Origin of the sequence: Corynebacterium spheniscorum (assembly GCF_900113445.1) — a bacterium.
In the GTDB taxonomy this organism is placed as follows: Bacteria; Actinomycetota; Actinomycetes; order Mycobacteriales; family Mycobacteriaceae; genus Corynebacterium; species Corynebacterium spheniscorum.
In genome coordinates this window covers 1-18,386 of sequence record NZ_FOPJ01000002.1, presented here as the reverse complement: position 1 = coordinate 18,386, position 18,386 = coordinate 1, and the positions used below count along the sequence as shown (strand labels likewise).

Annotated in this window: 15 protein-coding genes, 2 tRNA genes and 1 rRNA gene; 7 read left to right on the top strand and 11 right to left on the bottom strand. The window is 58.0% G+C overall.

All coding sequences use genetic code 11. The annotated features are described in order from the left end of the window. Positions 1–215 precede the first annotated feature (215 nt). The 3 genes from BMZ01_RS01680 to BMZ01_RS01675 all read left to right on the top strand — a co-directional run bounded on the left by BMZ01_RS01680 (position 216) and on the right by BMZ01_RS01675 (position 2,152). Complete coding sequence (locus BMZ01_RS01680) at positions 216–956, top strand: hypothetical protein (protein ID WP_143067418.1); 741 nt, start codon at positions 216–218, stop codon at positions 954–956. A gap of 61 nt (positions 957–1,017) precedes the next feature. Beyond that, positions 1,018–1,182, top strand: coding sequence for a hypothetical protein (locus BMZ01_RS11085; RefSeq protein ID WP_177180013.1), 165 nt, complete (start codon positions 1,018–1,020; stop codon positions 1,180–1,182). Positions 1,183–1,336: 154 nt separating this feature from the next. Next, entirely contained in the window at positions 1,337–2,152 is an 816-nt protein-coding gene (locus BMZ01_RS01675; RefSeq protein ID WP_092283814.1) for a ribonuclease E inhibitor RraB, read from the top strand. Positions 2,153–2,560: 408 nt separating this feature from the next. Here BMZ01_RS01675 and BMZ01_RS01670 read toward each other — a convergent pair whose 3' ends face one another. From BMZ01_RS01670 to pgm, 7 genes are all read right to left on the bottom strand, one after another. Further along, positions 2,561–4,513, bottom strand: coding sequence for a heavy metal translocating P-type ATPase (locus BMZ01_RS01670; protein ID WP_395891186.1), 1,953 nt, complete (start codon positions 4,511–4,513; stop codon positions 2,561–2,563). A gap of 269 nt (positions 4,514–4,782) precedes the next feature. Then, a complete protein-coding gene (cmtR, locus tag BMZ01_RS01665; protein WP_092283810.1) occupies positions 4,783–5,178 on the bottom strand; it encodes a Cd(II)/Pb(II)-sensing metalloregulatory transcriptional regulator CmtR in 396 nt (131 codons plus the stop codon). A gap of 296 nt (positions 5,179–5,474) precedes the next feature. Further along, positions 5,475–5,547 (bottom strand) — tRNA-Ala (locus BMZ01_RS01660). A 56-nt stretch (positions 5,548–5,603) separates the two neighbouring features. After that, positions 5,604–5,676 (bottom strand) — tRNA-Ala (locus BMZ01_RS01655). A gap of 194 nt (positions 5,677–5,870) precedes the next feature. Next, positions 5,871–6,596 carry a DsbA family protein gene (locus BMZ01_RS01650; RefSeq protein ID WP_092283808.1) on the bottom strand — a complete coding sequence of 242 codons (726 nt, stop codon included), beginning with the start codon at positions 6,594–6,596 and terminating at the stop codon, positions 5,871–5,873. Positions 6,597–6,624: 28 nt separating this feature from the next. Then, on the bottom strand, positions 6,625–7,104 hold the full coding sequence (locus BMZ01_RS01645) for a MauE/DoxX family redox-associated membrane protein (protein WP_092283806.1): 480 nt from the start codon (positions 7,102–7,104) through the stop codon (positions 6,625–6,627). 27 nt (positions 7,105–7,131) lie between these two features. Further along, positions 7,132–8,787 carry a phosphoglucomutase (alpha-D-glucose-1,6-bisphosphate-dependent) gene (gene pgm / locus BMZ01_RS01640; RefSeq protein WP_092283804.1) on the bottom strand — a complete coding sequence of 552 codons (1,656 nt, stop codon included), beginning with the start codon at positions 8,785–8,787 and terminating at the stop codon, positions 7,132–7,134. 236 nt (positions 8,788–9,023) lie between these two features. Here pgm and BMZ01_RS01635 point away from each other — a divergent pair, with 236 nt between their 5' ends. The 3 genes from BMZ01_RS01635 (at position 9,024) to BMZ01_RS01625 (ending at position 11,326) form a co-directional block, all read left to right on the top strand. Beyond that, the gene (locus BMZ01_RS01635) at positions 9,024–10,439 is read left to right on the top strand and encodes an alanine/glycine:cation symporter family protein (RefSeq protein ID WP_092283802.1); all 1,416 of its coding nucleotides are present in this window, start codon (positions 9,024–9,026) and stop codon (positions 10,437–10,439) included. Between the two features lie 114 nt (positions 10,440–10,553). Then, positions 10,554–10,964 carry a fluoride efflux transporter family protein gene (locus tag BMZ01_RS11335; RefSeq protein ID WP_092283800.1) on the top strand — a complete coding sequence of 137 codons (411 nt, stop codon included), beginning with the start codon at positions 10,554–10,556 and terminating at the stop codon, positions 10,962–10,964. Next, positions 10,961–11,326 carry a FluC/FEX family fluoride channel gene (locus BMZ01_RS01625; RefSeq protein ID WP_092283798.1) on the top strand — a complete coding sequence of 122 codons (366 nt, stop codon included), beginning with the start codon at positions 10,961–10,963 and terminating at the stop codon, positions 11,324–11,326. The genes BMZ01_RS11335 and BMZ01_RS01625 overlap by 4 nt, the downstream gene beginning before the upstream one ends. Positions 11,327–11,438: 112 nt before the next feature. On the opposite strand, the gene BMZ01_RS01620 is transcribed toward BMZ01_RS01625, so the two are convergent. Together BMZ01_RS01620 and BMZ01_RS01615 are read right to left on the bottom strand one after the other, a co-directional pair. Beyond that, complete coding sequence (locus BMZ01_RS01620) at positions 11,439–13,976, bottom strand: ABC transporter permease (RefSeq protein ID WP_317845925.1); 2,538 nt, start codon at positions 13,974–13,976, stop codon at positions 11,439–11,441. Between the two features lie 41 nt (positions 13,977–14,017). Next, on the bottom strand, positions 14,018–14,794 hold the full coding sequence (locus tag BMZ01_RS01615; RefSeq protein ID WP_092283794.1) for an ABC transporter ATP-binding protein: 777 nt from the start codon (positions 14,792–14,794) through the stop codon (positions 14,018–14,020). 415 nt (positions 14,795–15,209) lie between these two features. On the opposite strand from BMZ01_RS01615, the gene ilvD reads away from it, so the two are divergent. After that, positions 15,210–16,919, top strand: a complete 1,710-nt coding sequence (gene ilvD, locus BMZ01_RS01610) for a dihydroxy-acid dehydratase (RefSeq protein ID WP_092283792.1) — start codon at positions 15,210–15,212, stop codon at positions 16,917–16,919. Between the two features lie 89 nt (positions 16,920–17,008). Here the strand turns inward: ilvD and BMZ01_RS01605 are convergent, their stop codons facing one another. Together BMZ01_RS01605 and rrf are read right to left on the bottom strand one after the other, a co-directional pair. Continuing rightward, complete coding sequence (locus BMZ01_RS01605; protein WP_092283790.1) at positions 17,009–17,767, bottom strand: class I SAM-dependent methyltransferase; 759 nt, start codon at positions 17,765–17,767, stop codon at positions 17,009–17,011. Positions 17,768–18,303: 536 nt separating this feature from the next. Then, positions 18,304–18,386 (bottom strand): 5S ribosomal RNA (gene rrf, locus BMZ01_RS01600); the annotation flags it as partial.

Genomic DNA, 18,386 nt, shown 5'->3' with positions numbered 1-18,386 from the left:
CTTTAATATCTCGCACTACTATCTGCTCGTACGTACATATTCTTTCATTCCCGGCACGCCGAATTCTCGGCGCGCTATTTAGCTGAAGTCACCTACCCATTTTTTATTTAGGGTGCTGCCTTTCCTTAGGTGCCGTTTTAGCGGGGCTGCCCCGGGGGTATTGACACCCTTTGGGGTGCTCTATATGGTGATCGAAAAGTTTCGGGAGGGAACGAATGGAAGATCACTATCACTGCGCATCTAATCCGGCTTCGTATGAGCCTTCAAGCAGTACTCATCAACTACCTAAAAACCGGATCGCCGCACATGGTGGCCTCGGGGTAGCAACCCTGGTGTTGGCGGCCTTCGCACTCCTTGGCCTCAAAACCCCAGACTCTGCAAACACCCAATCCGGTCACACATCCATCCAAGCCGCAGCCGATAGCTCGGTAGCACTAACCCCAACATCCTCCTTCGAGATTCCTAAAGACATTCCCAAGGACATCGCAGAGGACCTCCACCGCATGACCTCCAAAGCGCTCGCCGCCATAGAGACCGGTGATCTGCGTACTGAGGTGCCACTCCAGCGATCTGAGGCCTGGGAGGGACTATCGGAAGGAGATTGGCCCAGAGAGGTCGGCGAATACCGGCTCGTGCGGCAGGTATCGCACGAGCATCGCGCGCACTATAGCCATGTAGATAAACCCAATAGCCGGGCATTCCTGGTCCGCAATCGGCCAGGAAACATGGATTTCGTTTCGCAGGAGACCCCGCCAAAGCCGGGAAGCGACATCAGGCATGTGGGAGACGCGCTGTGTTATGACCCGCAGAATGTGTTCGTCGATGAAGGTGTCGCCTGCTTCTACGAGCATGGAAAGAGAGTCCACCACATTGTGGGTGTGGGGGAATTCTCTCAGGTAGACACGATTATTGATTTTATGCAGCAACTGCGCGCGGCCTACCCACCGGCGAACTAAGAGTGCACTGACTCACCGCGAGAACCCCATTGCTGTTGAAAAGAAAGAAACCTCTGCTCCCATGAATCAGAATCATCACCACGGTGGCGTCCACGGTGGCGTTGCCACACCCGTAATTGAAGTGGCTCCGAGCTCTTCACTGATCCAAAAATCCAACACCATTCTCATGGCCCAATCAGTGGTGTTGGTGGTACTTGCGCTAATCACCACCATTATTTGGTGGTAGCGCACGAGGCCCTGCCAAGGGGGCTGGTTGGTTGCTGCACAAGTTGCTGAAGGCTGCTAACTTCGATTCCACATGTAACTTAACCCACACTCTCCTGGTCGCTCCTTAGTTGAAGGAGCACCGCCGGGCAATAGAAGTGAGCAGGCCAGCCTTCATGGATATCAGCGACTTTAAAAATTTCCCTCCCGAGCCTTCCATGGATGAGCCCGAGTACGTGGTCAGCGAGCTGACGCACGGCCAGGCTACGTTGCGTCGCCGTGCTTTAGCCACCGCAGAAAAGCTGGGGTTGGTCGCCTTAGAAGACGTTGATGACTACTTCTTCACCTCACGTGATGCTTGGCTGGAAAACCCGCGCGAGCAGCGGCCCGACCCCAGTGATCTGATTGCGACCATAGCGGTGATCGCTGGGGAACTACTCGGCCAAGAGGCGCTGCTTTCGCCTTATAACTATTGGGATGAGGAAACCACGAAGGAGCGCTATATGCTCCATAATCCTCAGCACCCCACCGGGATAGAGGATCTGTACTTCTTCCCCATTGAAGCTGTGCGCCAGCGGTGGTTCGAAGATGGCGACACCAAAGGCCCCAGGCATTGGGTGGAGAATGCTTTGAAGCTGATCTATGGCGAGGTGAATGCCGATCCCGCCGTACTGGCAGAGGATCGCCTAGAGCTCGCAGAACTAGCAGCTAGGGGGAATCTGGAAAAGCGACTACGCCAGACTCATTCTTTTGAGTTTCGTGATCGCCTCAATGCGATTGCAGCCTGGGAAGCGCTGAGTATTCATGGCTGGCAACTAGTCGAAGGCCAGCCGGCACTAATGGATCCGGTTCGGGAGATGGACGAGCTGTGGTCTTTGAAGGTATACCGCGAGGATCTGCCCATTAATGCGGAAACTATTGCCGCGCAGCGGCGGGTGTGTAGCCGGGTGGCCTGTAACTACTACGGGCTATATGAGGGCTGGCGTCTTTAATGACATAAGAAATGCTCCAACTTAGAGCTAACGGCCTGGGCTTTTCTCTTCGCTTAAACCCAGCTGAGGAAGAGACACTCCGTCCGTTACCGGCACAAAGTGCTGGTCTTCAAAAATCGTCGTGCTCGCGCTCTAGCTTCCGGGTTAAGTAGCGGATACATGATCCGAAACCTTATAAAAGCCCGATTTACGTACTCTAAGCAGCGAGAACATCGAAAGTTGAGCACACTTTTTGCTACTTAACCCCTACTCACCCCTTTAACTATATGGAAAATCCCAGGTCACGGGCTGTGACCTGGGATCTTCTATTGCCGCGGAGCTGACTAATAGTGCTCTAATCTTGCTTTCGTCCTAGAGCTAGCTGTTTCCTCGCACCGATCAGCGGGAAGAACAGCTTTATGCTGCGGCTTAGCGGCTACCCATCTCGACAGGGAGCTTCGAAGACATAGCCTCGTTGCTAGCGGGTGGGAGAGCACGGCGATGAACGCGGGCGGCACGGATGCCGTTGAGGATCACGACGACCTCGGCAGCCTCGTGAACCAGCACGACCGCGGCGAGACCCAGCACGCCGAAGAGGGCGAGGGGGAATAGCACGATGATGATCGCCATCGCCAGAGCGATATTGCCAGTCATAATCTTCCGGCCTCGCTTCGCGTGGGCCAGGGCATCAGGGATGAGCCGCAGATCATGGCCGGTGAACACGACATCGGCGGAGTCGACTGCGCCGGCGGAGCCAGTGACGCCCATCGCGATGCCAACCGTGCCAGACGCCAGAGCGGGGGCATCATTAATGCCATCGCCGATCATTGCCGTTGGCACTTGTTCGGCAGATTGACGGATGTGCTCAGCTTTGTCGGCGGGGAGCTGTTCAGCATGAACTTCATCGATGCCAGCCTGTGCTGCGATTGCCTCAGCGGTGCGAGTGTTATCACCGGTGAGCATCACAGTCGATACGCCCTGTGCTTTCAGTGCAGCGATGGCTTCTGCAGCTTCCGGGCGCAGCTCATCACGGATGCCGATCACTCCGACTACCTGCTCATCAACCTCCACCACAATCACACTCATCCCGGCTTCAGCTAATTGCGTCGACTCTTCGCCGAGGGTGCCGGGGTTGATCCAGCGGGGGCTACCGACTCGTACTCGGCGTCCATCGATCACACCGGTTAATCCGTGGCCGGGATGCTCCTGCACCTCGGTTGCTTCGGGGCGGTGCGTGGCGGCGTTAATAATGGCTTCGGCCAGCGGATGCGAGCTCGCTGACTCCAACGCCGCGGCAAGCCCGAGAACCTCGTCCTCGGAGTGCCCATTCGTGGCGTGGGTGGTGACGACCTCAGGTTGGTTGCGGGTAAGAGTGCCGGTCTTGTCGAAGGCGACTCGGTTGATTGTGCCGAGGAGCTCGAAGGCCGCACCCGACTTGATGACAACGCCGAACTTGCTGGCTGAGCCGATTGCGGAGATCACCGTGACAGGCACTGCGATCGCTAGCGCGCACGGCGATGCAGCGACGAGCACCACGAGGGCGCGTTCGATCCAGGTTGCCGGATCGCCGACGATGAAACCGAATACCGCGATCAGGGCAGCCGCGATGAGCACCAGCGGCACCAGAGGGCGGGCAATGCGGTCGGCCATGCGGGCGCGTTCACCCTTGTTCGCGTGAGCTTGTTCGACCAGCTGGACGATCTTCGTCAGTGAGTTATCTCGCCCATCAGCGTTCGCTTCGATGTGCAGCGTGCCGGTGCCGTTGACCGATCCGGCCAGCACTGGTTCGCCGGGGCCAACCTCGACTGGGATGGATTCTCCTGTGATCGCGGAGGTGTCCACCCAGGACCGCCCCTCGGTGACGATGCCGTCAGTAGCGACCCGCTCTCCAGCGCCAACGATCAGGATGTCGCGTTCGCGGACTTCGGAGGCCGGGATTGTCTGTTCTTCGGCTCCGCGCGAGACACGTGCGGTTTCTGGGATTAGGGAGAGCAGGGCACGCAGGCCCTGCTGGGCGCGGTGCATTGCGCGGTCTTCCAGGGTCTCTGCGATCGAGAATAGGAAGGCCAACGCGGCGGCTTCGCCGACGTGTCCAAGGAGCACCGCACCGATGGCGGCGATCGTCATTAATAGGGCCACGCCCAAGCGGCCACGGCCTTTGCCGGTGAACAAGCGCCTGAGGGCACCGGGGACGAAGGTCCATGCACCGGCCGCGAGGCTTAAGGCGAAGGCGACCACCTCGGCGGTCTCCAGGTTCTGCCAATCCAAGATAAGGCCGGCCACCCACAACACGCCCGAGGCGATTGGTAGGGCGAGGGCACGGTCGCGCCACCAAGGGGCGAGTTCCTCGCTGTAATCGGAGGGGTCGCAGCAGGCGTCGATTGGCTGCTCCACGTTTGGTTTTTCGGCAGCGCAGCAGGCATCAACCGGTTCCGGCGCGGCAGACTTCTCGCCGGCACAGCATGCGTCAACCGATTGCGATGCGACTGGCTTCTCGTTAGCGCAGCAGGCATCAACCGGTTCCGACGCGGCTGGCTTCTCGTCGGCGCAGCAGGCATCAACCGGTTCCGACGCGGCCGGCTTCTCGTCGGCGCAGCAGGTGTCTACTGGTTCTGGCATAACTGGTTCTTCAGATCCGCAGCATTCTCGGCTCATCGTGCCATCTCCGTGTGGTTCTCGTTTTCAGCGGTGTCCTGGGAGCTGGAGTCGCAGCAGCCGGGAACCGTGCAGACCGGGTCGATGCAGGGTTGGTTTTCATCGACTGCGAGCGTCACATCCACCAGCGCCGTGAGCGCTGCCGCTAGGTGCGGGTCTGCGATCTCATAGCGGGTTCGACGGCCTTCGGACTCGGCGACGACGATGCCGCATCCGCGTAGACACGCGAGATGGTTGGAGACGTTCGTTCGTGATAGGTCCAGGTCCCGCGCAAGTTGCGCTGGGTAGCCGGGCTCTTCCAATAGTGATAGCAAGATTCGTGAACGGGTCGGATCGGCCATGGCGCGGCCGAGCCGGTTCATTACGTCCACTCGAGAAGCAATAGTCAGCATGTAATGACCATACACCAGATGCTGACTAATGCGCTAGGGGTGATGACAAATTGGTCTTCATCACTGTGGTTTTTGGAGCTGCCAGGCATGCCGAGGAACCGGCGGAAGATCTCAAACACCTGGTAGCCGGCGAATTCTAGTGACGATACGTTCCTGGAATTTCCTGAGATCCGAGTGGAATCAGGGAGATGCGCGCGCACCAGAAGCCGAAGATGTGGACTCCCCCGCAGTAGCGCATAACGAAAGAACCTTGCCTCGCGATGATGCGAGACAAGGTTCAAACGTTTAACTATCCGTGGAGCTAACGGGATTCGAACCCGTGACCCCCACACTGCCAGTGTGGTGCGCTACCAGCTGCGCCATAGCCCCGAAGAAAAGGGTGTGTAGTTATAAAATTGCGATCGGAACCGGAGTTCTTCTCGCAGTGGAGCTAACGGGATTCGAACCCGTGACCCCCACACTGCCAGTGTGGTGCGCTACCAGCTGCGCCATAGCCCCGTGCGTCATCAAGCTGCTGCTTGTGGACTCCAGTTAATGTACAACCCGCCGGAAGAGAAGACAAATCTGCAGGTCTTTCCATTAACTACTCGCGTCAAGAAAAGAATGAAGGCGCGGGCTCCCCCAAATCACCCTGCAGGGCGCACCGATTCTTGGGCGCGCACCGCAGGGTCTCGGGGAAAGCTAAAGAAGGTCTAGCTCTGGGAAGCTATTTCTACCCAATTTTCCAGGTCAGTGCCGGAGATGTCTTTGCCATCCTTGACAACGCGGGGGGAGGAGACCTTGCCGGTTTCCTTCTTCAGCTTCTCAGCGTTGTCCTTGCCGGCCTGGGTGGCACGGTCGAGGTAGGCGGCCTTGCGGATGTCCTCGACGACGGTGTCGGGGGCGTTCATTTCCTTCGCGGCGTCGGCGAATTGATCATCGGACCACTTGTTGTAGATCTTTTCCATGTCTTCCATCAACATGGCGCGATAATTCCAATAAAGGGAGGTATCGCCGTGATCTGCGACCGCCAGGGCGGCGGCTAGCGCGCGGTGGGAGTGTCCGGAGGTGTTATCGCGGTCGAGGAAGTGCAGCGGGTGGATGTGCACCACCAGCTTGCCGGCCTGCACGGCGTCCTTCATCTGCGCATCAGTGGCGACAGCGAGGTGGCCGCAGTGCGGGCAGGAGTAGTCCTCGTAGAGATCGACCTGCGGGGTGGCGTCCGTGGTTTTGGAGCTGCTGAGTGTGACCACATCGCCGTCCAGCTTGGCGTCAATATCGACCTTCTCATAGGCACGATCAACGAGGTGGGTTTCCTCGGCTTTGCCGCGGTTCTTCCACACGATGCTGCCGACGAGGGCGACCGCCAGGATCAGGACAATGGCCAGGACCCAGGCGAATCCATGGCCTTCTTGGTTCGGGGATTTCACTTTGCTCACGTGAGCTAGCCTAGCTTAGCGCCGAAACTTAAGGGTGCAGAGCAAAGCGTGTAAACGGCCGGCGGGCGGTATAGAGCGAGGCCGCAAGGAAAATGCTGTCGCGAATCAGTTCCTTGATATAGGTCATGGCAGTGACATCTGGGTTCTCGCCGCCGGTGCCGAAACAACCGCAATCAATGGTCAGCCCGCGTGCCCAGGCTTGGGCAATGCCGACCATGAACACCAGCATGAGTGCGGCACCGAACCAACTGCTGGCGCGTAGGAATACCCCAAGGAGCAAGAGTGCGCCGAGGAGCAGTTCTGTAACCGGCAGCGCGATGGCAAGGAAGTTGACCAGCTGGCGGTTGGAGAAAAGCTCGTACGCGAGGATGGATTGGGTGGTGCCGAAGGTATCAATGAATTTGGTGTAGCCGGACCACAGCCACACCATGGCCATGCCGAAGCGCGCAAGAATCCCCGCCACATCAAGGCTGCGAGTGTCTTTGGTGGCGGGGATTTTTGTGCTCATGGGGCCCTAGTCTACTTTCCTAGCACGCTACTTTCCTAGCACCTCGGTAACCAGATCCTTGGCTTCGGCTTGGACCTTCTTGAGGTGCTCTTCGCCCTTGAAGGACTCCGCGTAGATCTTGTACTTATCTTCGGTGCCGGAGGGGCGGGCTGCGAACCAGGAGGATTCCGTGCAGACCTTCAGCCCACCGATGGCGGCATCATTACCCGGTGCCTTAGTGAGCTTGGCGGTAATCGGCTCGCCGGCCAAGGTATCGGCCGTGACCTGATCCGGGGAGAGCTTCTTTAAGATCGCCTTTTGCTCGCGATTAGCTTCCGCATCGGTACGTGCATAGGCGGGGGCACCGAATTCTTCAGCAAGTTCCGCATAGCGCTGCGAAGGGGTCTTGCCGGTCACCGCGGTGATTTCTGCGGCCAAGAGGTCCAGGATCAGACCATCCTTATCGGTGGACCACACGCTGCCATCAAAACGCAGGAAGCTAGCGCCGGCGGATTCTTCACCACCGAAACCAATGGAACCATCGATCAGGCCCGGGACGAACCACTTAAAGCCGACCGGAACCTCGACCAGCTTCTTGCCGAGGGAGGCAACGACGCGGTCAATCATGGAGGAGCTGACCAGGGTCTTGCCGACGGCGGTGTGCTCTGGCCAATCGCGGTGGCTAAAGAGGTACTCGATGGCGACCGCAAGGTAGTGGTTGGGGTTCATCAGCCCAGCATCTGGGGTGACAATGCCGTGGCGGTCCGCATCGGCATCATTGCCGGTGGCGATGTCATATTTATCGCGGTTATGCACCAGCGAGGCCATGGAGTTCGGGGAGGAACAATCCATGCGTATCTTGCCATCGGTATCTAAGGTCATAAACCGCCAGGTGGGATCAACTAGGGGGTTCACCACCGTAAGGTTGAGGTTATGGGCCTCAGCAATGGCACCCCAATAATCCACCGAGGCACCACCCATGGGGTCAGCGCCGATGCGCAGGCCGCTTTCGCGGATGGCATCCAGGTTCAGCACATTGGGCAGGTCCTTGACGTAGGTACCCATGAAGTCATAGCGCTGGGCTTTTTTATCCAGCACGCCTTCGACCGGGGTGCGCTTAACACCTTCGAGGTTTTTGCGAAGGTAATCATTCGCACGCTGGGCGATCCAATCGGTGGCATCAGTATCTGCCGGGCCACCTGAGGGCGGGTTGTATTTGAAGCCGCCATCACGCGGGGGGTTATGCGAAGGCGTAATAACGATGCCATCAGCACGCTTGGGATCAGTGCCGGTGACCCCACCTTCGAGGGTGGCGTTATGGGAGAGAATGGCTTGGGACACTGCGGGGGTAGGAGTGTAGCGGCCACGATCATCCACCAGCACGGTGATGTCATTAGCGATGAGCACTTCCATCGCGGAGATCATCGCCGGTTCACTTAAGGCGTGCGGGTCGCGGCCAATGAAGATCGGGCCGCCGATCTTTTCTTGGTGGCGATAATCCACAATGGCCTGCGTGGTGGCCAGGATATGAGCCTTGTTGAAGGCATTATCCAAGGAGGAGCCGCGGTGCCCGGAGGTGCCGAAGGTGACTTGTTGATCAGGGTCTTGGGGGTCCGGGGTGCGGGTGTAGTAGGCGGTCACCAGCTCGGCAATATCGATGAGATCTTCAGGAAGGGCGACTTGCCCGGCGCGCTCATGTGCCATGTGTCTGTCTCCTCATTCGGCGCTATCGGTCAATCAATTAAGAAAGGGACGCGGTGTCACGTTCTTCTCACTTCTTCCATGATGGACTTTCTTGATGCCCAAGGTCGCTGCTGGAGCTGCCCCACTGCGCCCCAACCCCAGAATTTCCCCACGTTCGGGGGTGAATAATGCGATTTTGCCAAGTTTTTTCTGCGAATGTGATGCGGATTATTTCTATAGCCCGCTAGGTTATTCGCATGACGCTCAACGACTACCTCGGTAATATTTCAGGAATCGTGTGGGGACCTTTCCTCCTCATCCCGCTCCTGCTCGGCACCGGCATATATATGACGATCCGGCTGCGGGGACTCCAATTCCGCACCCTGGGTCGCGCTCTGCGCCACGGACTGATTGACCGTTCCGACGACAAAGCCGCTGGCGATATCAGCGACTACCAAGCTTTAACCACCGCGCTTGCCGCCACCGTTGGTGTGGGCAATATCGTTGGTGTGGCAACCGCCCTTTCCCTTGGTGGCCCAGGTGCCCTGGTGTGGATCTGGATCACCGGCCTGTTGGGTATGGTCTCGAAATACTCTGAGGCCTTCTTGGCGGTTCGTTTCCGTGTCACCGATGCTGCCGGAGAGCAATCCGGTGGCCCGCAGTACTACCTACGCCGCGGCATTAAGGGGCCCATCGGCAAGATCCTGGGCATTGCCTTCGCGGTCTTTGCGATTATTGCTTCCTTCGGTATTGGCAATATGACCCAGGCCAATGCGGTGGCCGCTGGCCTGCATGACACCTTCGGCCTGGACCCCTGGGTTTCTGGTGTGCTGATGTTCATCGTCATTGGTGCCGTGCTTCTGGGCGGCATCCAAGCGATTGGCCGCATCACCGCTGCTTTCGTTCCGCTCATGATCGTTATTTATGTGATCGGCGGTTTGGTGGTGCTGGCGATGAATGTTGAGCAGATCCCCGCTGCTGTGGCCACCATCTTTAAGGATGCTTTCACGGGCACTGCTGCTACCGGTGGTTTCGCTGGTGCGGGCCTGATGATGGCGATTCAGTACGGTGTTGCTCGCGGTATTTTCTCCAATGAGTCCGGTATGGGTTCGGCTGCTATTGCTGCGGCTGCTGCGAAGACCAACCACCCGGTGCGTCAGGGTTTGGTTTCTATGACCCAGACCTTCATTGACACCATCATCGTTGTGACCATCACCGGTTTGGTGATTGTGATTACCGGGGTGTGGGATAAGGGTGCTGATGTTGCCGGCACCATGACCGCGGATGCTTTCTCGCAGGCACTGCCTGGCCAATGGGGTGGCACGATCGTGTCGATCTCGGTGGTGTTCTTCGCCTTCTCCACCATTATTGGTTGGTCTTACTATGGTGAGCGCTGCACCGAGTCGCTCTTTGGGCGTGGCGCTTCGGTGGTTTACCGCGCTATCTTCACCTGCGTGGTGTTCATTGGTGCCACCACCGAAATTAAGGTTGTGTGGACCTTCGCTGACCTGGCCAATGGCCTGATGGCGCTGCCGAACCTGATCGGTATTCTGATTCTCTCCGGTCTGATTACCCGCGAGACCATGGCCTACCTGAAGTTCGACCCGAAGCTGCGCAAGACCCCCACCGAAGTTGGGCAGTTCATTGAAGACCAAGGCATGAAGTGGAAATAACCTAGCTGCCGTTCGCACTGCCGTTGGCACTGCCGTTCAGCGTTAATATCTCAGACCTCGCCTAGGGTTACCTAGGCGAGGTCTTCCTCATGCCAGCAGAGTAGGGTAATCGCCGTGAAGTTCACCGAAGGAATAGCCGCCGGCCTGGGTGCCGCCTTAGGCGCTGCACTGCGTTATGCCGCCATCGGCTTATTTGCTGGGCTGTGGCCACTGATCATTATTAATATCCTCGGGTCCTTCCTCATGGGCCGCACCCGGCCTGGGGTGTTCTGGGGTAAAGGCGTACTAGGTGGGTTCACCAGTTTCTCCGCCTACGCCCTGGTGGTAGCTGACCCGGCGGGCGAAATTTTTGTTCGCATCGCTTATGCCGCCGGCACGATTGCGTTGTGCATTGTGGCTTGGCTTTTAGGCGACCAGCTCTTCCGCCGCGCCCACCGCAATATGACTGATAATGATTCCTCCCCGCTGATCGCCACCGAGGCGGACATTCTCAAAGATCAACTCGAAGAGGAGGAAGAGGCATGATCATCGCTATCTACTCTTTCCTCGCAGTGCTCGTAGGCGCCTTCTTTGGTGGTATGGGGCGGTGGGCGCTGGCCACGAAACCCGGTGGGGTGATTGGCACCTTTATTGCTAACACCATTGCCTGCATTGTTGTAGGTTGGATTGCTTCTCAAACCGTGGAGAAGAATGTGGATGTGATCATCCATGTTGCGGCAGGTACTGGTTTCGCCGGTGCGCTATCGACCTGGTCCACCTTGGCGAAGGAATTGGGCGAATACATTCGGGTGAAGCATTACCGCATGTTCTGGGGCTACCTGGTGTTGACCCTAGGCGGCGGGATTGGCGGCATCATGTTAGGTGCCTACGTAGGTGCCGTGACTTAGCCCAGCCCACTGCCTAAGCGTGAAGGATCTGTGGATACCGCAGCCACACGATCTCGGAGAAAGCAAAAATGCCCTTGGAAAACCAAGGGCATTTCTTTTTGCGCGGGGACGCTTAGTCCGCGATGGCGTCTAGCGGAGGGGTCTTCGCGGCGCGATGCGCGGGCCAGATGGCAGCGATGGCGCCAACGACGCCGGAGCCGATGAGCATCCAGATAATGGTTTGGTAATCAATCGCGAAGCTATCGAGGCCTTGACCGCTGAGCACGCGGAGGAAGGCCCAGCCAAGGCTCACGCCGATCACCACGCCCATGAGTGCACCGAAGATGGCGATTTGGACGGCTTCGAGGGTGATCATGCGGCGGATTTGCTTACGGTGCGTGCCGACCGCACGCAGCATGCCAATCTCTTGGCGACGCTCAATCACATTCAAGGTGAGGGTATTAACAATGCCCAGCACCGCGATGATCACGGCGAGTGCGAGCAGACCGTAGAGAATGCCGAGAAGCTTGGTGACGATTTGGGTGGATTCATCCAAGATCTGCTTCGCGTCTTTGACCTGCACCACCAGGTAGCTCTTGGTGGTTTCTTCAAGGTCTTGGCGCAGCTTCTCTTTATCAGTATCCGATTTGGCATTCACGCCGACGGAGTTGATGGCCAAAATATTTTCATTGACGACATCGCTCACCGCATTCTTGGAGATCACGAGCTTGCCGAAGAGGCTGGCGCTGGCCTCATAGGTGCCCAGCAGCTCCACCTCATGGGTGGGTTCGCGGACCAGGGCGGAGGTCAGCGGATATTTCTCGCCGACCTTCCAATCCATTTCCTTAGCGAGCTTCTCCGAGGCGAGGAAGCCGGGGTGATCAGCATCGGGCATGCGGCCATCAATCAGCGGTACCTCGGCGTAGTTACTGAGGTCGCCATCAACGATGATGCTAAAGCCCTTGCCATCGGCTTCCGCGGAAGTGGAACCCATATTCGCGACATAGACCGGCGCGTAATAAAGCTCGGTGGTGTTGGCGACACCTTCTACATCCTTGACCTTCTCGGCGGCTTCGGTGGGCAGCGGGAATTCCCCACTGCTGGTGCCGCTGAGCACATAGTCGGCACGCAGGGAATCATCCACCAGGTCCGCCATGGAGGCCTTCATGGAGGCACCCAATACGGAGAAGGCAGCGACCAGGGCCACGCCCAAGGTAAGGGCAAAGGCGGTGGCGGCGGTACGGCGCGGGTTGCGATAAGAGTTGGTGGCCGCAAGCTTGCCGACCGCCCCGAAGGGCAGGCCAAGGATCCGACCAATGGTGGGAACAATCGGCAGCGAGAAGGCGGGGCCGGCGAGGAAGAAACCGAAGATCACCGCGACGGTGGCAACACCGACCAAGATGGAGCGCGGATCGGTTTCCCATTCTTTTTGAACCACCGCAAGCGCTGCGCAAGCAACGCCGATGAGCAGCACAACCGTACCGGCGATGGTGCGGCCCTTCAGCGAACCGGCAGCGGTTTGTTCGCTTTGGCGCATGGCTTCAACCGGCTCAATAACACCGGCGCGGCGGGCCGGCAACCAAGCAGAAAATAGCGTGACCACCAGACCCAAAGCCATGGGCACCAGCACCGATTGTGGGGTTAGGCCCAGGGAGGCGCCGGGTTCGAGGTATTCCTTGTGCTCCATGACCAGGTGGATGACCTTGACCAGGCCCATGCCAGCGAGTACGCCCACCGCGGAGCCAATGATGCCGACAATGATGGCTTCTAACATCACCGAGCGGGTGATTTGGCTACGCGAGGCACCCAGGGCACGCAGCAAGGCGAATTCGCGGGTGCGTTGGGCAACGATCATGGCGAAGGTATTGGCAATGATGAAGGAGCCCACCAGCAGCGCAATAAGACCGAAAGCCACGAGGAAGTACTTGACGAAGGACAGTGCCTTGGAGAGTTCCTCAGAGATCTTCTCCGCCAGCGCTTGGCCAGTGGAGATCTCATAGGTGGGGTACTTTTCTTGGAGGGCTTCGACGAGCTCATCGGAGCTGGTGCCTTCCGCGGCGCGGATAGTTACCCCAGGCAGGTTGCCATTGATGGTGTATTCATCCACGTAGGCTTGCTCATCCATGGCGAGCAGCACATCGCCTTTATCGACACCTTTAATTTCATAGATGCCGGAGATGGTGCGCTCGTGGCGTTCCTTGGGGTCCACCACGGTGAGCTTTTGGCCCACACTTAAGCCCAGGTTAGTGGCGGCTTTCTTATTCACCACCACTTCATCAGCACCCTTGGGGGTTTTACCTTCCACCACGTGCTTATCGCCGGTGACGGCATCATCGCCGCCATACCAGGGGGTGAGCCGGGAGCTAGCGGAACCGGTTTGGATGGCTTCGCCTTTGTCATTTCCCAGCACCACATTGGTGGAGGCAGACACATTCAAGGCCGCAACCTTGGGGTTATCGCGGAGTTCTTGTTGCATCTCCGGGTTAATGGTGGTGCTGCCCTTTTGGGTATCTGCGGTGACAACCGCATCCACGCCGTCATATTGGGTGCTGACCGCTTCTTGGAAGGTGTTTTGCAGAGAAGCGGTGAACATAAATGCACCGGAGATAAAGGCGGTGCCTAAGACCACGGCCAGCACCGTGAGTGCGAGTCGGAGTTTATGGGCAGCCACATTCCGCGCGCTTACTTTGCGCATTGTGGAACCAGAAGACATTAGGATTCACGCTCGATTCCAGCCATCACGCCGAGGATGGATTCGATAGTGGGGTTGCGCATTTCATCCACAATGCGGCCATCGGCTAGGAAGATCACGCGGTCCGCATAGCTGGCGGCCTTGGGATCGTGGGTGACTACCACCACGGTTTGGTTATCGTGATCCACGGCGGTGCGCAAAATGCTGAGAACCTCGGAAGAAGAATTGGAGTCCAGGTTGCCGGTGGGCTCATCTCCGAAAATAATTTCCGGTTTGGAGACCAAGGCGCGGGCACAGGCAACACGCTGCTGCTGGCCACCGGAAAGCTCGGTGGGGCGGTGCGTGAGACGGTTGGCTAGGCCCAGGCGGTTGGTGACTTCCTTAAACCATTCTTCATCGACCTTATTGCCGGCAATATCAGTAGGCAGGGTGATATTTTCAGCGGCGGTAAGGGTGGGCACCAGGTTGAAGGATTGGAAAATGAAGCCCAGACGATCGCGGCGCAGCGCGGTCATTTCCTTATCTTTTAGGGTGGACAGATCCGTATCCCCAATGAAGGCTTGGCCGCCGCTACCGGCATCGAGGCCGGCCATGCAGTGCATGAGCGTTGATTTACCGGAGCCAGAGGGGCCCATGATGGCGGTGAACTCCCCGCGGATGAATTCCACATCCACATCATCTAGGGCGACTACTTTGGTTTCGCCTTCACCGTATTGTTTCCGTAACTTCACCGCACGGGCGGCTGGAACGGTGTGCTTGGGCTGATAAGCAGCCCTTCCGGGGGTCGGCGTTGTCATGGGTAGTCCATGCTCCTTCTCATAGTTCTTCTTTCGGCCCTTAAACAACGTGCGAAAACCTCTGCAAGTTCCGTTGAGCGGTGCCATGATTAACTTCCTGACCTACGCTACTGCAGCGCTGCGTGCATTCCCTACTGGGATGCACCCGGATTTAACCCTGAGGCCCAACCCTGAGGAGGTTGCGGAGCCCCGGGCGGAGCCTGAGTGCAGCCCACAGCGGAGCCCGGGCAGAGGCAGGTACACCACCGGCCAAGAAAGCCAACCCCCACACACGCACCCGTACCAGCCCTGCACAACCCACCGTCTCACCTGGTGAGACGTCCACGCTGTACCAGACCCGCTCCTCCCCTACTCCCCCCATGTATGCCTGCACTCAGTGCATGACCTCAAACCCGGGAGCGCTAAACTTCCATGCATGAGCAATGACAATCACCCAAAAGTGGACATCAAGCCGCGTTCACGCGATGTCACTGATGGCCTAGAGCGTGCCGCCGCCCGAGGCATGCTCCGCGCTGTCGGCCTCGGTGACGATGACTTCGACAAGCCCCAAATCGGCGTCGCAAGTTCATGGAATGAGATCACCCCCTGCAACCTCACCCTCAAGAAACTCGCCGAGTTTGCCAAAGAGGGCGTACACGCTGCCGGCGGTTATCCCTTAGAGTTCGGAACCATCTCCGTTTCTGATGGCATCTCCATGGGGCATGAGGGCATGCACTATTCCCTCGTCTCCCGTGAGGTCATTACCGACTCGGTGGAAACCGTTATGTCCGCCGAGCGCATCGACGGTTCCGTGCTGCTAGCTGGCTGCGATAAGTCGATCCCCGGCATGCTCATGGCCGCCGCCCGCCTGAACCTTTCGAGCGTTTTCCTTTATAACGGCTCGATTATGCCCGGTACCGCCAAGCTTTCCGATGGCACCGAAAAGGAAGTCACCCTCATCGACGCCTTCGAAGCTGTCGGTGCGTGCCGTGCCGGCACCATGAGCCGCGAGGATGTCGACGCCATTGAGCGCGCCGTCTGTCCCGGCGAAGGTGCTTGTGGCGGTATGTACACTGCTAACACCATGGCATCCGCCGCGGAGGCCATGGGTATGTCCCTGCCGGGTTCTGCTGCCCCGCCTGCTATTCACCGCAATCGCACCGACTACGCCCGCCGTTCCGGCCAGGCCGTGGTCGAGTTGCTGCGCCGCGGTATCACAGCCCGCGACATTATTACCCGTGATTCTTTGCTCAACGCGGTGGCTGTGGTCATGGCTTTGGGTGGCTCCACCAACGCAGTGCTACACCTTCTGGCCATCGCCAAGGAAGCCGACGTTGACCTCACCCTCGACGACTTCAACACCGTTGCCGATAAGGTCCCGCACCTGGGCAACCTCAAGCCCTTCGGCGAATATGTCATGAATGACATTTTCAAGATCGGCGGCATCCCCGTGGTCATGCGCGCCCTCTTGGACGCCGGTCTGCTCAATGGCGACTGCCTCACCGTCACCGGCAAGACCGTTGCGGAGAACCTCGCCGGCATTAATCCCCCGGACCCGGACGGCAAGATCCTGCGCGCTCTGGATAACCCCATCCACACCACTGGTGGCCTGAATATCCTCAAGGGCACTCTCGCCCCCGAAGGTGCTGTGGTGAAGACCGCCGGCTTCGACGCGGAGGTTTTCGAAGGTACTGCGCGTGTCTTCAACCAGGAGCAACCCGCCATGGATGCGGTGCTCAATGGTGAGCTGAAGAAGGGTGATGTTGTCATCATCCGCTATGAAGGCCCCAAGGGTGGCCCCGGTATGCGCGAAATGCTCGCCATCACCGGCGCAATTAAGGGTGCCGGCATCGGCAAGGATGTGCTGCTGATTACCGACGGTCGTTTCTCCGGCGGTTCCACCGGCCTATGCATCGGCCACGTCGCCCCCGAAGCTGTCGACGGCGGCCCCATCGCTCTGGTCAAGGATGGCGACCCCATCGTCGTCAATATCCCCGAGCGCCGCATCGATGTCCTCGTCGACCCCGATGAGCTCGAGTCCCGCCGTAAGGACTGGGTGATCCCCGAGAACCCGCGTCTCCACGGCGTGCTGGGCAAGTACGCCAAGCTGGTACATTCCGCCGCCCAAGGCGCGGTCTGCTACTAAGCTCCTCTTAATCCCTCCGCCGCTTCGGCGGGGGGATTGTGCTTTCCCCGAGATCGTGCCCTCAAGGCTGGGCACAGATCCTTCACGGTTTACACGTGCGGGTCTTTGCCGCACCGGATAATGATTTCGGTATGCGGCATACAAAAATACGCATCAGGGTGTCTTCCCCATTCCTCCCAAGCACTCGCGATCTCTTCTACATGTCCCATCTCAACCCACTGTGATTCGCGCATGCGCCTAGCTTGGGAATCACCCCACCATTTCGTTTCCGCGGGTGTAGCGTAGGTCCAGGTAGAAGTCGCAATCTTAAAGTCCTTAAAGCCTGCTTCATGGGCCCAGGCTTTAAGGTATCTGCCCGCATTAGGTTCCCCACCTAAGCTGCGCGCACGCTCAATATATAGTTCCCGCCATAAATCCATGCCGCGGATTTCTGGGTACCACACCATCGCCTGATAATCGGCTTCCCGAATAGCTATGAACTGGGTGGCTAATTCCCCCATTTTCTTTATTGCCGCTACCGGGTCAGATAGGTGTTGGAGTACTTGGTGTGCATGAACCACATCAAAGGGACCACCCTCATAGTCCTGGATATCTGCTTGGCAGAATTTTAGGTTCTTGGCACTCACACTGCGTGAAATAGGCGCAATATCGAGGCCCACTACTTCGCGCACATGCTCTGCTAGGTCCGCGCTAATAGTGCCCGGCCCGCAGCCCACATCTAAAAGCGACATGCCTTTATTCAACAGTGGCAGGAAGTAGGCGCAACTGTTAGCGGCAGTTCTTTGCCCATGTGATGCCAAGACGGATTGCTGGTGTCCGTGAATATACTTCTGCTCTATGTCCTTCATGTGGACTGATTCTAGGGTTAAGTAGCAAAAAGTGTGCCCACCTGAGGGACTTCGCTTATTACCCAGCTACAACCCTGGGGAAAGCAAGGCCATGGGTTTACCGTCATCTGACAGCACCCGCACACCAGCACGCGCATATGTTGCCCAAGCGATTCGCCCCGGACACAGGTCGCATCAATACGCACCAGGCCGACATTGCTACCGAGCCCTTGTCAGGAATAGAAGGGCTTTATTTCTTGGCTTCTTCCGCCTGCCCTTTGTTGCGTTTAGTAATAGGGAATCTCAGCAAGTAGTTTGCCGATAGACCAAGGCCGAAGCATAGACTCACAGGAATCCGGGAGTCCGCATATCCCATGTCGAAAAAGTCGAACAAGATGAGGCCTGAGATAGCAAGACGTGTGCCCAATCGGCGAGACACCGACAGGCACAGATTTTGCTACTTAACCCTGATTTTATTTGGGCATGAAAAAAGGCGGTGTGTGGTACACAACAACCCTAGGGTTATTATGTGCCACACACCGCCGTATCAAGTTTTAGGTCGGCAGCAACTTACTCTCCCACACCCTCACAGGTGCAGTACCATCAGCGCAAACAGGCTTAGCTTCCGGGTTCGGAAAGG